At 61.8% G+C, this 14,057-nt stretch carries 11 protein-coding genes; 7 read left to right on the top strand and 4 right to left on the bottom strand.

Annotated features, from left to right (window positions below; translation table 11 throughout):
* The first annotated feature begins 37 nt into the window (after positions 1-37).
* Together dnaQ and ACRCYW_RS09645 are read left to right on the top strand one after the other, a co-directional pair.
* A complete protein-coding gene (gene dnaQ, locus ACRCYW_RS09650) occupies positions 38-772 on the top strand; it encodes a DNA polymerase III subunit epsilon (protein ID WP_438549903.1) in 735 nt (244 codons plus the stop codon).
* Positions 769-2,013: a TIGR03503 family protein gene (locus tag ACRCYW_RS09645; protein WP_438549902.1), complete on the top strand. Its 1,245-nt coding sequence runs from the start codon at positions 769-771 to the stop codon at positions 2,011-2,013. The genes dnaQ and ACRCYW_RS09645 overlap by 4 nt, the downstream gene beginning before the upstream one ends.
* 60 nt (positions 2,014-2,073) lie before the next feature.
* On the opposite strand, the gene ACRCYW_RS09640 is transcribed toward ACRCYW_RS09645, so the two are convergent.
* Complete coding sequence (locus ACRCYW_RS09640; RefSeq protein WP_438549901.1) at positions 2,074-3,591, bottom strand: HD domain-containing phosphohydrolase; 1,518 nt, start codon at positions 3,589-3,591, stop codon at positions 2,074-2,076.
* Positions 3,592-3,757: 166 nt separating this feature from the next.
* Entirely contained in the window at positions 3,758-6,214 is a 2,457-nt protein-coding gene (fadE, locus tag ACRCYW_RS09635; protein ID WP_438549900.1) for an acyl-CoA dehydrogenase FadE, read from the bottom strand.
* 251 nt (positions 6,215-6,465) lie between these two features.
* On the opposite strand from fadE, the gene lpcA reads away from it, so the two are divergent.
* The 3 genes from lpcA to ACRCYW_RS09620 all read left to right on the top strand — a co-directional run bounded on the left by lpcA (position 6,466) and on the right by ACRCYW_RS09620 (position 8,587).
* Complete coding sequence (lpcA, locus tag ACRCYW_RS09630; RefSeq protein WP_039038837.1) at positions 6,466-7,044, top strand: D-sedoheptulose 7-phosphate isomerase; 579 nt, start codon at positions 6,466-6,468, stop codon at positions 7,042-7,044.
* 109 nt (positions 7,045-7,153) lie between these two features.
* The gene (locus tag ACRCYW_RS09625; protein WP_438549899.1) at positions 7,154-7,951 is read left to right on the top strand and encodes a class II glutamine amidotransferase; all 798 of its coding nucleotides are present in this window, start codon (positions 7,154-7,156) and stop codon (positions 7,949-7,951) included.
* A 300-nt stretch (positions 7,952-8,251) separates the two neighbouring features.
* Positions 8,252-8,587, top strand: coding sequence for an Hpt domain-containing protein (locus tag ACRCYW_RS09620; protein ID WP_438549898.1), 336 nt, complete (start codon positions 8,252-8,254; stop codon positions 8,585-8,587).
* A 15-nt stretch (positions 8,588-8,602) separates the two neighbouring features.
* Here the strand turns inward: ACRCYW_RS09620 and ACRCYW_RS09615 are convergent, their stop codons facing one another.
* A complete protein-coding gene (locus ACRCYW_RS09615; protein WP_438549897.1) occupies positions 8,603-9,526 on the bottom strand; it encodes a gluconeogenesis factor YvcK family protein in 924 nt (307 codons plus the stop codon).
* A gap of 108 nt (positions 9,527-9,634) precedes the next feature.
* Between ACRCYW_RS09615 and ACRCYW_RS09610 the strand changes: the two genes are divergently transcribed.
* Positions 9,635-10,819, top strand: coding sequence for an FIST signal transduction protein (locus ACRCYW_RS09610; RefSeq protein ID WP_438549896.1), 1,185 nt, complete (start codon positions 9,635-9,637; stop codon positions 10,817-10,819).
* Between the two features lie 23 nt (positions 10,820-10,842).
* The gene (locus tag ACRCYW_RS09605) at positions 10,843-12,924 is read left to right on the top strand and encodes an ATP-binding protein (protein ID WP_438549895.1); all 2,082 of its coding nucleotides are present in this window, start codon (positions 10,843-10,845) and stop codon (positions 12,922-12,924) included.
* Positions 12,925-13,188: 264 nt separating this feature from the next.
* On the opposite strand, the gene ACRCYW_RS09600 is transcribed toward ACRCYW_RS09605, so the two are convergent.
* Positions 13,189-13,764 carry an LON peptidase substrate-binding domain-containing protein gene (locus ACRCYW_RS09600; RefSeq protein ID WP_438549894.1) on the bottom strand — a complete coding sequence of 192 codons (576 nt, stop codon included), beginning with the start codon at positions 13,762-13,764 and terminating at the stop codon, positions 13,189-13,191.
* Between the last annotated feature and the right edge of the window lie 293 nt (positions 13,765-14,057).

The following is a 14,057-nucleotide window of genomic DNA, read 5'->3' as shown; positions in this document are numbered from 1 at the left end:
CTAGCGAGCAAAGCTGAAGTTTGACATAGATTGGATCATGAGCACACCCCAACTGAATCGCCAGATCATTCTGGATACTGAAACCACAGGTATGAACACGGCAGGCGGTCCCGTCTACCTCGGCCACCGCATCATCGAGATCGGCTGTGTGGAGGTGATCAACCGCAAGCTGACCGGCAACCATTTCCATGTCTACATCAAGCCGGACCGCCTGGTGGACCCCGAGGCCATCGCGGTACACGGCATCACGGATGCCTTCCTGGCGGACAAGCCCGCGTTCAGCCAGATAGCGGACGACTTCATCGAGTTCATTCGCGGCGCCGAGCTCATCGCCCACAACGCGCCCTTCGACGTGAGCTTCATGGACTACGAGTTCAGCAAGCTCGGCCTCAGTTTCAAGACCGCCGATATCTGTGGCATCACGGATACCCTGGCGATGGCGCGGGATCTCTTCCCCGGCAAGCGCAACAACCTGGACGTCCTGTGCGATCGCTACGGCATCGACAACTCCCACCGAACCCTGCACGGGGCCTTGCTGGATGCGGAGATCCTGGCAGACGTCTACCTGCTGATGACGGGTGGCCAGACCAAGCTCAATCTGGCCAGCGAGAGCAGTGAGAGCGACAGCAATCAGGACACCAGCATTCGACGGCTGGCGGACGATAGGGCCCCCTTGCGGGTGATCCGCGCCAGCGACGAGGTGGTCGCGACCCATGAGTCGCGCCTCGATCTGGTGCAAAAGAAGGGGGGAGCCTGCCTGTGGCGGCAATGAGCAAGTTCTGGGGGGGCCTGCTGTTGCTGGCTTCGTGCGGATTGATGGCCAACGAGGTGTTTGCCCCCTCCGACATCCCCTTGCTCGACAACCGGTTTCGCATCGATTACGGGGTGAAGGAGATCACCTTCATCATCAAGCGCCAGCCGGATACCCCCTCGGTGATCCTGGTGCGGCCAGATGGCAGCAAGCTCTATGTGGGCAAGGTCACCCCTCCCGACGTGGGTTGGCTGGCGCTGCCGGATCAGGATCTCATCACGGTGCGCGACCCCATGCCGGGTCCCTGGCAGGCCATAGGGGCGGTGGATCCGGACAACCGGGTGCGCCTGTTGACCGACATCCGGCTCGAGAGCGAGCCGCTGCCGGCCCGTCTCTATCAGGGGGAGCGCGTCAAGTTGCAGTCCCGCCTGCTGATCGATGGCGAGGCCCCCGATGCCGGCTACTACCTCACGGATCTCGGCATGACGGTGCGGCTGCAGCAATTTGGCGACGACAGTCAGAGTGGCGAACCCGTGCTGGAGCAGACCCTGGGACACTATCGCGATGACGGCAAGGGGCTCGATGAGCGACCAAGGGATGGCACCCTGACCGCCGAGGCCGTGCTGGATGTGCCGGCGGGCAAGTACCGCGCGCTCTACAGCACGGGCAATCAGGTGTTCACCCGTGCCCAGTCACAGCAGGTGCTGCTCTATCCCATGCCGCTGAGCTATACCCTGACACCTCCCTCGGACGAGGCGGGGGCCAGCATCGTCCTGCACATCGATGGTGAGGAGCTGGATCCGGCCTCCGTGGTCATCCAGGGCAAGGCGGCGAGCACCGCCGGGGATCGCCAGGTGTTCAATGCCGTGGCGAGCGGCCCCGACGTACGCATCGATCTATCTGCACTTAAAGAGGTGGGCCAGTACAAGGTGGAGGCCACCCTGTTTGGTACGACGCGCCTCGGGCGCGAGATCCAGCTGCAACTGCCTGCCAAGTCGTTCAACATCTTGCCGGTGCTGGCCCCCACGCCCTCCGCCGCCCCGGCGCCCAAGCCGGTGAAGTTCGAGGAGCGGGAGAGTCGCCCCTGGCTGCCCTGGGCCCTGGGGGGCGGCGCCGCATGCCTGCTTCTGCTGGGAGGCGCAGGTTTCCTCCTGCTGCAAAAACGCCGTACCCTGCACAAGGCGATGGCGGCGCAGAAGGCGCAGAGCGAGGCAGCTGCTCCCCCTGTGCCCAAGCTGGATCTGAACCTGCCGCAGCAGTGATGCCCGCCTGTGAAAAAGCCGCCCATCGGGCGGCTTTTTCATTGCGCGTTTCAGCAGGTCTCAATGTTCCCCGACGTAGATGTCCTTGTACTGATCCCGGATGTCGAGGAACTTGTCCAGGTTGGTCAGCATCAGATCCACCAGCTGGGGATCGAAGTGCTGGCCCCGCTCGGATTCAATAAGAGCGAGCACCTTCTCCTGCGGCCAGGCTTTCTTGTAGCAGCGATCCGACCCCAGGGCGTCGAACACGTCGGCCAGGGCCACGATGCGCCCCTCCAGCGGGATGGCTTCGCCGCCGAGCCCGTTGGGGTAGCCGCTGCCGTTCCATTTCTCGTGGTGGCTGCCGGCTATGGTGGCGCCTATCTGGAACAGGGCCAGATCGCTGCCGGAGAGCATGTCCTGCCCGAGCTGGGCGTGGGTCTTCATGATCTCCCACTCCTCGGGGGTGAGCTTGCCCGGCTTGTGCAAGATGGCGTCGGGGATGCCCACCTTGCCGATGTCGTGCAGGGGGGAGGCGCGCTTGATGAGCTCGCAGCGCTCCTCCTGCATGCCGAGCAGTTGACAGAACAGCTCGGTGTAGAGCGCCACCCGCTTGACGTGAAGGCCGGACTCCTTGGATCGGGTCTCCACCAGCTCGCCGATGCGGTAGATGATCTCCCGCTGGTTGTCGCCGATCACCTCGTTGAGCCGGATGTTCTCCAGCGCCACTATGATGTTCTCGGTGAACAGGCTCAGCAGGCCGGTGTCCATCTGGTTGAGGGGGCGGCTGGTCTCGATGTGGAACAAGAGGTGGTGGCGGGCATTCTGGCAGTAGAGCACCAGCTGGTTGCCGTCGTAGACGTTGGCGCCCTTGGTCATGGCGTGACGCAGTATGGCGGGCGCCTCGCTCAGACGCAGGGCGGGTCCGTCGCTGAGGAGAGGTTCCAGCACCTGATCCCGCACCTCGTAGGCCAGATGCTTCACGTCGTAGATCTGGGACTCTTCCAGATTGAGCAGGGCGCTGAGCTGGGTCTGGGCACCCTCGACGAACTGGCGCAGGGCCCGCTGCTCGAAGATCCCCTTGGAGGCTTCGATCACCTTCTCCAACCCCTGGCGGTTGCTCTCCAGGGTGCGGATGTCCCGATAGGAGCGCAGGCTGGCTCGCAGCAGGGTGCGCAACTTCTGGGAGGTGAGCTCGGTCTTGTCCTTGTAATCGTTGATATCGTAATTGGCGACGACGTCATCTTCCGGCGCCTGACCGGGCTGGCCGGTGCGCAGCACGATGCGCACCATCTTGTTGTGCAGCTCGCCCCGCACGAATTTCACCACCTCCAGGCCGGCGTGATCGGCCTCCATGACCACATCCAGCAACAAGAGGGCGACATCCGGGGTACTGGCGAGCAGGGCTTTGGCCTCGGCGGCGGAATAGGCATGCAAGAAGTCGATGGGCTTGCCGTCAAACTCAAATTTGCTCAGGGTGATCTTGGTGATGCGATGCACCTCGGGCTCATCGTCCACTATCATCACCTTCCAGCCGGGAAGCCGGCTGCTGGGTTGGTCCAGATCGTCATCGTCAATAATCAGGATTTGATCATCCATTATGCAATCCTGTCTTGGGTTCTGTGGTTACCTTAACCGCTTCACCAAGGATAGGAAACGGCTTGATAAACAAAATATGATCCAGCTTCCCTCTCTTTTTTATCCCCCATGCCGACCATGAAAAACGCCTCCACAAAGGGAGGCGTTTTGGCGTTCAATCGTCGGTTCAGGCTGCCCTGTGATAGGCCGAGGGTTCAAACAGTGCCTTGTTGGCCACCAGGTCGACGGGATCGAAGTCATCGACGTTGATGGTGCGCAGACGGCTCTGCTCGGCACGGCGCAGCAGCTCGGCTTCGCCCTGGTTGATGATCCCGAGTGCGAGGCCCGCGTCGGCGACCTTGTCCAGCTGGGTGAAGGGGCGTTTGCTGCCTTCGGCCTTGCAGATCTTGTCGAACAGGGGCTCTGCGGCAAGCACGTCATCCAGCGCCTGCTCCAGCAGGCCGAAGGGGTTGCCCTCCTCGCGGGTGAGGTACTGACCCTCGGCCAGACGGTCGCGGGTGGCGCTCGGTGTCTGCAGCAGCCGGGCAACCTGCTGGTCCAGCTTGTCGGACGGGCGCTTCAGGTCGCGGCCGAGGGGCAGCACGATGGCGCGCAGGGCCAGGCCAACCCAGCGATTCGGGAAGTTGCGCAGCAGCTCGTCGATCGCCTCCTGTGCCTTGAACATGGCGTCTTGCAGCGCCCAGTGCAGCAGCGGCAGATCCGCCTGCTGGCGACCCTCGTCCTGGAAGCGCTTGAGGGCGCTGGAGGCGAGGTAGAGCTGGCTCAGCACGTCGCCCAGGCGGGCGGAGACCCGCTCCTTGCGCTTGAGCTCGCCCCCCAGGGTACCCATGGCCATGTCGGACAGGAAGGCCAGGTTGGCAGACAGCCGGGAGAGCTGCTGGTAGTAACCCTTGGTCTGATCCTTGTACGGCGCCGCGGCGAAGCGGGCACCGGTCAGGCCCAGCCAGAAGCTGCGCACCAGGTTGCTGATGGCGAAGCCCACGTGGCTGAACACCGCCTTGTCGAACGCCTTGAGCGCCACTTCCTGATCCGGGTGGCTGGCGGCCAGCATCTCCGGCAGCACATAGGGATGGCAGCGGATGGCACCCTGACCGTAGATGATCATGCTGCGGGTCAGGATGTTGGCCCCTTCTACCGTGACGGCGATGGGGGCGCCCTGATAACCGCGGGCAAGGTAGTTGTTCGGCCCCATGCAGATGGCCTTGCCGCCGTGCACGTCCATGGCGTCTATGATGCACTTCTGGGCACGGTCAGTGAGGTGGTACTTGACGATGGCGGAGATGACCGAGGGTTTCTCCCCCAGATCGATGCCGGTGACCGTCAGCTTGGCGGCGGCCCCCATGATGTAGGCGTTGCCACCCAGGCGGGCCAGCGGCTCCTCGATCCCTTCCATCTTGCCGATGGGCAGCTTGAACTGGCGGCGGATGCGGCTGTAGGCGCCGGTGGCCAGGGCCAGCATCTTGACGCCACCCGTGCTGTTGGAGGGCAGGGTGATGCCGCGGCCGACGGAGAGGCACTCCACCAGCATGCGCCAGCCCTGGCCGGCCATGGCGGGGCCGCCGATGATGAAGTCCAGCGGCACGAACACGTCCTCGCCGCGGGTCGGACCGTTCTGGAACGGCACGTTGAGGGGGAAGTGGCGGCGGCCTATTTCGACGCCAGCTATGTGGGTCGGGATCAGGGCGCAGGTGATGCCGAGCTCCTCTTCCTCACCAAGCAGGTGATCCGGGTCGCGTAGCTTGAACGCGAGGCCGAGCACGGTGGCGATGGGGGCCAGGGTGATGTAGCGCTTGTTCCAGGTCAGGCGCATGCCGAGCACCTCTTCCCCTTCCCACTCGCCCTTGCAGACGATGCCAAAGTCGGGGATGGAGCCAGCATCAGAACCCGCCTCCGGGCTGGTCAGGGCGAAGCAGGGGATCTCCTTGCCTATGGCCAGACGAGGCAGGTAGTGGTCCTTCTGCTCCTCGGTGCCATAGTGCTGCAGCAGCTCACCCGGGCCGAGGGAGTTGGGTACGCCCACGGTGGAGGCGAGCACGGCGCTGGCGCCGCACAGCTTTTGCAGTACGCAGGACTGGGCATAGGCGGAGAATTCCAGCCCGCCGTATTTTTTCTTGATGATCATGGCGAAGAACTTGTGGTCCTTCAGGTACTGCCACACCTCGGGGGAGAGATCCGCACGCTCGTGGGTCACTTCCCAGTCGTTGACCATGCGGCACACTTCCTCCACCGGACCGTCCATGAAGGCCTGCTCCTCTGCGCTGAGGGTGGCGACCGGGATGGCGTGCAGCTTCTTCCAGTTCGGATTGCCGGCAAAGAGGTCGGCCTCCCACCAGGTGGTGCCCGCCTCGATGGCTTCCTTCTCGGTGCGGGACATCTCCGGCATGATGGATTTGTAGATCTTGAACAGGGGCTTGGTCAGCTGATTGCGGCGAAACTCCACCAGGTTGAGGGGGATGGCGATCACGGCGAACAGTACCCACACCAGCAAGGGGACATGGCCATAGAAGGCGCCGATAACCAGGGCCAGGGCCGTGGCAAGGGTGGCGGTGAACAGGGACGCCCGGCGATAAGCCATGGCGCCGATCACCAGGATCACTCCGAGCAGAGTGAGGGTCGTCGTCATTTTTCGCTCCTTGAATGAGTTGCCAAGTTTGATTGAACTGATCCAGAGGTCTGACCTGTTGGATGTGGCCTCTGTTGTAATTCATGGGCACAAAATTATCAAGCTGTTTACAACTTGGTTACCTCCAGGCTGTGAGCCAGCTAACGGGAGCCGTTTCCTGCGCCCTTGCCGGGGCAGGGGGCGACGGCGTGATCAGCTTGTGCGACAATGGGGCGACCCTATGTTGGACGATACAAAGAGACATCAGACCCATGTACCAAGAACTTATCCGCAATGAATTGACCGAAGCTGCCAGCGTGCTCCAGGCGTTCCTGGCCGATGAGCAGAACCTGAAGAATATCGAGGCCGCCGCCAAGCTGCTGGCCGACTCCTTCAAGCAGGAAGGCAAGGTGCTTTCTTGCGGTAATGGTGGTTCCCACTGTGATGCCATGCACTTCGCCGAGGAACTGACTGGTCGTTACCGGGAGAACCGCCCGGGTTATGCCGGCATCGCCATCTCGGATCCGAGCCACCTCTCCTGCGTCTCCAATGACTTTGGCTACGACTATGTCTTCTCCCGCTACGTGGAAGCGGTCGGTCGCCGCGGCGACGTGCTGCTTGGCATCTCCACCAGCGGCAACTCCGGCAACATCCTCAAAGCCATCGAGGCTGCCCGTGCCAAGGGCATGAAGGTGATCGCCCTGACCGGCAAGGACGGCGGCAAGATGGCCGGCCTCGCGGACGTGGAGATCCGGGTGCCCCATTTCGGTTATGCGGACCGCATTCAGGAAGTGCACATCAAGGTGATACACATCCTGATCCAGCTGGTCGAAAAAGAGATGGCCAAGTAAGAGCCCCTCTCAGGATGAGGAACGACGAAGCGGCATCGACCGACCGTGTCGTTCCTCATCTGCGGAGATCGCTAGAAAAAACGCAATGGATCCAGGCAGTGGAGGGGATATGTGTGAACTGCTCGGCATGAGTGCCAATGTGCCGACCGACATCTGCTTCAGCTTTACCGGGCTGATGCTGAGAGGCGGCAAGACGGGGCCTCACAAGGATGGCTGGGGGATCACCTTCTACGAGGGGCGCGGTTTTCGCACCTTCAAGGATCCCGAGCCCAGTGCCCAGTCCCCCATCGCCAAGCTGGTGCAGGCGCTGCCCATCAAGAGCCGCGCCGTGGTCAGCCACATCCGGCAGGCCAACCGGGGCTGCGTCTCCCTGGAGAACACCCATCCCTTCACCCGGGAGCTCTGGGGGCGTTACTGGACCTTCGCCCACAACGGTCAGCTGACGGGTTACAAGAAGCTGCCGACCGGGCGTCACCGTCCGGTGGGGGATACAGATAGCGAGCACGCCTTCTGCTGGTTGCTCGGCAAGCTGGAACAGAAATACCCCAGATCTCCTGCCAATTTTCCCGCCATGTTCCGCTACCTGGCGACCCTGTGCGACGAGTTGCGCACCCTGGGGGTGTTCAACATGCTGCTGTCGGACGGGGAGTTTGTGATGACCTATTGCAGCAACAACCTCTACTGGCTGACCCGCAGAGCCCCCTTCGGGGAGGCGCGTCTGCTCGATGAGGACGTGGCCATCGATTTTCAGAGCGAGACCACCCCCAACGACGTGGTGACCCTGATCGCGACGAGGCCGCTGACCGGCAATGAAAACTGGGTGAAGATGGCCGCCGGGGAGTCTTGTCTGTTCCGGCTGGGGGAACTGGTGCATGGCAAGGCCCTGAGGCCTCAGACGTCTGAATAAAAAAATACCAGGGTAGAATCCTACCCTGGTTCTTCGCAGCAGCCATACAGGCAAAAAGGGATGAGAGAGGTGTTGCTGAGTCGCATCATTCTCATGGCTTGCATTGTTATTTTATTGTTAATTTTGTTGCAACATTAATTTTCATCTCGCCGTGTCGGCATCTCGATAACTTGAGCTGGTTCACATTATGGTGAGGCCCCCGGGCGGCTTGGGTTGACCGCGGTGTGAAGCCCGGATGACAGCCGGTTTCATGATCGACTATATTGTGGTCTGTTTGGATACCATCAAAGGAATGGGAAGATGGAGTGGCTGGATCAGAAGGTGCTGCGGCAACTGGCGGAAGACATCGGTCAGGAGATGATGCCCGTGGTCATTTCAGTGTTTGTCGAGGAGGTGGGTGAGCAGCTCGCCCAGCTCAGGCCGCTGTATGAACAGCGGGACTGGTCCGCCCTGGCTCGACTTGCCCATAGCATGAAGTCCTCCTGCGGCAGTTATGGCGCAGAACCCAGCTATCGGCAGGTGCTGGCGCTGGAGCTCGCCTGTCGTGAGGAAGATGCCGATGCGGCCGGAGAGCTGCTGGCCCAGCTGGAACACTCCCTGCCGCAGGTGTTCTCTCACCTGGCGCGCTATCACTGATCCTGGCCGCCGGGCTCAGCCCAGCTTGTCATGGGCGAGGTGCCAGCCCTGGATCACGCCGTCCAGCGCCAGCCTGAGTTTGCGGCGATCATGGCGATGGGGCAGGGCAGCCTCGCCGAGATCCGCCAGGATGAGGCGGTGGGCCAGCTCGGGAACCGCCTGCTCCTCGGGGGCCAGGATGGCATCGATGCGACCGCTTCCAATTCTCTCCTCCAGCCAGCGATATTGATTGGGCAGCGTGAGCTGACCGGCCGGCCCCTCTTCCGCCACCAGATTGCTGATGAAGACGACGATGGCCTGGCTGTGCCGAATGGCGTCCGCCAACTCGTCGAGCAGCAGGGGCGGCATGACGGAGGTGAGGAAGCTGCCGGGCCCCAGGATGATCATGTCGGCCTGGGTCAGGGCCTGCACCGCTTCCCTAGTGGCCGGCACCATGGGACAGAGCCCCAGGGCCTGTGGCGGCGTCGCGAGCTGATCGATGGAGACCTCTCCCAGGATCTGGTCGCCACAGGGGGTGTGGGCGCACAAGTCCGTGGGTTGCTCGGACATGGGAAGCAGCTGGGGCTCGATCTTCAGCATATCGCTGATGAGACGGATGGCGTCGAGGGGGCGGATGCAGAGGTTGTCCAAGGCTAATAGCATCAGGTTGCCGAGGTTGTGTCCCGCGAGCTCCCCCTTGCCGGTGAAGCGGTATTCGAACAGCAGGCTGCCGATGCCGGGTTCGGTCACCAGCTGGTTCAGGCAGTTGCGCAGATCCCCCCAGGCGATGCACTCCTGATTCTTGCGCAGGCGGCCGGTGGAGCCACCGTTATCCGTGGTGGTGACTATGCCGGTGAGGCGGGGTCCCAGAAACGAGAGGGAAGAGAGCACCCGGCCCATGCCGTGGCCACCACCAATGGCGACGACGCGTTCAAAGTCATTGATATTGTTCTGCCACATGTCTTTATCCTGCGGGGGGCGTGAGCATCATTGTAGCCAAGCTGGCCAGTTAATTAGTTGATAAGGGTATGGTTTTTGCTTGCCTTGTGCATCGCATACCACGAGGAGATGGTGTTGAACTTCCTGACGGCTCACTCTATTGCACAGACGACCCCGCTGGCCGCCGAGCAGATAGCGGATCGGCTGTTCGATCAGATACCCCACCCCCCTGCACTCTTGCTGGTCTATTTTACTCAAGCTCACGATGTTGCGGTACTGCGCCAGACACTCAAGAAACGTTTTCCGGAGAGCCGGCTCATCGGTTGCAGCTCATGTTGCGGGATCCTGACCCAGGCCGGCCACCATGCAGAGCAGGGGTGGGGCCTGGCGGTGGCCGCCTTCTATGACAGCAAGGGGGCTTACGGCGTGGCGGGCCAGGCCGGGGATCGGCTGGATGCCCGTCAATTGCTGCGCGCAGCCATCGCCGATGGGGGGCGCCCAGGAGAGCTGCCGCAACTCATCTTGCTCCACACCAGCCCCGGGCTGGAAGAGGTGATGCTCGCGGGGATAGAAGCGGAATTTGGCACGACGGTTCCCGTCGTGGGCGGCTCGGCGGCGGATGACGGCGTCAGGGGCCAGTGGCAGCTGTGCTGGGATGAGGGGGAGAGCCAGCAGGGCTGCGTGCTGGCGGTGCTCTACCCCGATTGCCAGCTCGCCTTCCAGTTTCATTCCGGCTATGTGCCGACCGAGCGACATGGCATCATCACGGCGCTGGATGGCCGGGAGGTGCTGACCATAGATCACGAGCCGGCAGCCCGAGTCTATGCCCGCTGGACGGAGCGACAGGAGCCCTGGTCGGTGGGCCCCATACTGCGGGAGACGACCCTCTCCCCGTTGGCCCGCCAGGTCGGCTTGCTCGATGATCTGCCCTATTACAAGCTCTCCCATCCCGAGGCCGTAACCCCCAGAGAGGGCCTTCGCCTCTTCACCGAAACCCGGTTGGGGGAGCGGTTGCAGCTGATGTACAGCAGTCAGCAGGGCTTGCTGCAACGCAGCCTGAATGCGGTGCGGATCGAGCCCGAGTACGGGATGGCGGGTACCCTGCAACCCTTCGGGGCCCTGGTCATCTTCTGCGCCGGCTGCCGCTTGGCGCTGGGGGATGAGTTGAATGATGTGGTCAAACAGTTTCGCAATCAGTTGGGGGAGATCCCCTTCGTCACCCCCTTTACCTTCGGCGAGCAGGGGCGTCTGCCCCATGGCGAGCTGGCTCATGGCAACCTCATGGTATCGAGCGTCATTTTCCTCGATAGCTGAGCGGATACAGCGTTGGACACAAGATGATAGGCAATAGCGAACTCGAGGCCCTGGGCGACAAGCTGCAGACCACGCTGGTGGAACTGGTGCGTTGTCGGGAGCGAGAGGCCAAATATCGCCAGGAGTCCCAGGCGTTGTTGTGCGGGGTGGCTACCCTGGCGGATGCCCAGAGCCTGGAACAGGTGCTGGACAGCCTCATTCTCGCGCTCAAGCCCTTCATCGGCTTCGAGCAGGCGGATGTGATTGCCTGGGGGACCTCGAACGGTACGACCCATCTCAGCACTCAACCGGGCGAAGTGGGCCGTCCCTGGCCCCTGACTCCACTCTTCTCGCGCGCCATCGCAGGGGAAACCCTGGTCATCTACGACCCGACCCAGTTGCCCGAGCTCGCTCCCCTGGTGGGGGTGGCGGGCTGGGCGAGTGTGATGATGACGGGACTACAGGCTCCCGGCTTCTGCGGGATCCTCATCTGCCGGCACAGCGTGGCCGGCACCTTCGATCTCAAGAGCAAGGCAGCCATGCAGCGCTGCCGACCGCTCATCTCACAGGCCCTGGTCAACATCGCCTACCGGGCTCGCCTGCAGGAGCAGGTCGAACTCAAGACCCTGGCGCTGCAAGCGAGCGAGCAGCGCTTTCGCAGTTTCGCCGCCATGGCCTCCGACTGGTTCTGGGAGACGGATCCCGAGCATCGACTCAGCTATGTGTCGGCCCCCGGTTACCAGGGGGAGCTGATCACCCGCCAGACGGGCCGCAGCCTCTACGACTTTGCCCATGACAAGGGGGATCCGGAGTGGTGCAAGTACCGGCGGCTCATCATGAATCACCTCCCCGTGCGGGGGATGCGTGCCCAGGTCACCCTGGCGAGCGGCCCCTGCTGGATGGAGATCAACGCCGAGCCCTGCTTCGATGGGGCCGGTGCCTTCGTGGGCTACCGGGGCACGGCGCGGGACATCGGCAACCAGATCCGCCGTGAGCAGGAGCTGGCGAGGGCGAGGGATGAGGCGGAGAGTGCCAACCGGGCCAAGTCACAATTCCTGGCCATGATGACCCACGAGATCCGCTCCCCCATGAACGCCGTGCTGGGGATGCTGGATCTGTTGCAGCACGGGGGGCTGGAGACGCCACAGCAGGCGCTGCTTGGCCACGCAACCCACTCGGCTCACCTGCTGCAGACCATCATCGACGATGTGCTCGACTTCTCGAAGATCGAATCCCACACCCTGGCGCTGCACTGCGAACGCTTCGAACCCGCCCGGCTCTGCCAGGCCCTGGTGGAGCCCTTGTTGGCCCAGGCGGATGGCAAGGGGGTGCGCCTTCACTGGCAGTTGCATGAGGCCCTGCCAACCCAGTTGCTCGGGGATCCGGTTCGTCTCTCCCAGGTGATCGGCAACCTGCTCGGCAATGCGCTGAAGTTCACCGCCAGCGGCGATGTGCGATTGTTGCTGGAGTGGCGCTGTGAGCGATTGAGGGTCTCGGTGACGGACACCGGCATCGGCATCTCCCCCGAGGATCAGGCCCTGCTGTTTGAGCCCTTCTATCAGGTCGACAGCTCCGCCAGCCGCCGTTTCTGTGGCTCCGGCCTGGGGCTCGCCATCAGCCGACGCCTGGTCCAGCTGATGGGGGGAGAGATAGGTCTGCAGAGCACGGTGGGGCAAGGCAGCTGTTTCTGGTTCGAGCTGCCCGGCATGGCGGCCCCTGAGCCCATCGCCGTTCAGGTACAGAGGGATGAGCCCGGGATCCAGGATCTGGATGTGCTGGTGGTGGAAGACAGCCCGGTCAATCAGCTGGTGGTGTCCCTCATGCTGCAAAAACTGGTGTGCCGGGTACGGGTGGCGAGCAATGGGCTGGAGGCCTTGGCACGGGTCGGCGAGCAGCTGCCGGACCTCATCCTGATGGACATGAGGATGCCGCAGATGGATGGGCTGGAGGCGACCCGGCGGTTAAGGGCCATGGGCTGCGAGGTGCCGATAGTCGCGCTGACGGCCAATGCCATGGCAGAAGACAGGGTGCGCTGCCTGGCGCAGGGCATGAACGACTTTCTGGCCAAGCCCATCAGTCTGACCCGGTTACGGAGCTGTCTGCTGCGACATTGTCGGGTCTTGTGAGCGAATTTTGGATAAAAAAATGGTCAACCTGTTGGTTGACCAATTCTTCAGCAAATACTGAAGAGAGCACGGGATAAATCGGGTTGTACGATCCTATATGAAAGAGTCGTGCCAACTTTTATTAACCTGTTATTGCGGCTTGCGGCGCTATTTTCATGGTTTTATGGCTGCATGCGAGTCGCAAAATGCGAATGTTATATTTTCATTGTAAGAATTTTCGCATTTTGCAACGTACGGTTGACTCACTACCGGTTCACTACTGACTCACTGTGCGATCAGTCGGCGCAAGAACTGGCGCGCCGCTTCACTGTTCTGTTTGGCAATCAACATCTGTTTCTCATAGATGGGCATGGGCAGGATCTCGAGCCAGCGCTGGCAGAGCCAGGCGGCATCGTCAAACTGCTTGTCCGGGTAGAGTTCATCGAGTTCCGGATACTGTTCAAACACCTCCTGCAAACGGCTCACCAACTGCTTATCACTGAGATCCGAGTGGGCGCTCGGCCAGTTGGGCAGGGTTTCTACCTGAGCAAGGCGTAAGCCCGACTCGCCGGTTTCCATCTCATGAATGCAGAAGCGTTCCAGCCCGAGCACGGTGACCCCAAGCAAGCCATCGTTGAGGGTATAGAAATCCGTCACCTTGACCCGGGTTCCGACCGGCAGGATCCGCCCGCTGGCCCCCGCGTTGGTGGTCTCTTCCATCACTATGCCGAAGCCCCGATCGTCGATGAACGACTCCTTGAGCATCTCTATGTGGCGTGGTTCGAACAGACGCAGGGGGAGCTTGCCGCCCGGCAGTATGTGAGAAGGCAAGGGGAACAGTGCTAAGGGTTGAAGTTTCATGTTCCATCCTCCGAGTAGTCATGTCTGAATGTGACAATGCAGTGACTGTGCCAGAGGGTGAGAAATCATCGATAAGCGGCTGTGGTTCGGCTTGGGTATGACTAATAGTCTTTTACAATCATATGGTTATTATTTTTTCTAAATCTGACAGGAATTCGAGACGGGATGGGGAGTGGATAGTATGACTGGGCCTCGAACATGGCCCATCTGCAGAACGGGAGAAGAGTCGCAGATTGCAAATAATTCTCATGCATAATGCACGTCTCCAATGAGTCGCATTGTGCACACAGCTC

Source organism: Aeromonas sp. (genome assembly GCF_051657805.1).
GTDB lineage: Bacteria > Pseudomonadota > Gammaproteobacteria > Enterobacterales > Aeromonadaceae > Aeromonas.
Note: the sequence above shows the minus strand (reverse complement) of the source record. Positions and strands in the feature narration are given on the sequence as shown.

Bases quoted from the DNA above. Each gene is read 5' to 3' on its own strand.
- ACRCYW_RS09600 (WP_438549894.1), bottom strand. From the start codon at position 13,764: ATGAAACTTCAACCCTTAGCACTGTTCCCCTTGCCTTCTCACATACTG.
- ACRCYW_RS09615 (WP_438549897.1), bottom strand. From the start codon at position 9,526: ATGTGGCAGAACAATATCAATGACTTTGAACGCGTCGTCGCCATTGGT.
- ACRCYW_RS09625 (WP_438549899.1), top strand. From the start codon at position 7,154: ATGTGTGAACTGCTCGGCATGAGTGCCAATGTGCCGACCGACATCTGC.
- fadE (WP_438549900.1), bottom strand. From the start codon at position 6,214: ATGACGACGACCCTCACTCTGCTCGGAGTGATCCTGGTGATCGGCGCC.
- lpcA (WP_039038837.1), top strand. From the start codon at position 6,466: ATGTACCAAGAACTTATCCGCAATGAATTGACCGAAGCTGCCAGCGTG.
- ACRCYW_RS09605 (WP_438549895.1), top strand. From the start codon at position 10,843: ATGATAGGCAATAGCGAACTCGAGGCCCTGGGCGACAAGCTGCAGACC.
- ACRCYW_RS09640 (WP_438549901.1), bottom strand. From the start codon at position 3,591: ATGGATGATCAAATCCTGATTATTGACGATGACGATCTGGACCAACCC.
- dnaQ (WP_438549903.1), top strand. From the start codon at position 38: ATGAGCACACCCCAACTGAATCGCCAGATCATTCTGGATACTGAAACC.
- ACRCYW_RS09645 (WP_438549902.1), top strand. From the start codon at position 769: ATGAGCAAGTTCTGGGGGGGCCTGCTGTTGCTGGCTTCGTGCGGATTG.
- ACRCYW_RS09610 (WP_438549896.1), top strand. From the start codon at position 9,635: ATGGTGTTGAACTTCCTGACGGCTCACTCTATTGCACAGACGACCCCG.
- ACRCYW_RS09620 (WP_438549898.1), top strand. From the start codon at position 8,252: ATGGAGTGGCTGGATCAGAAGGTGCTGCGGCAACTGGCGGAAGACATC.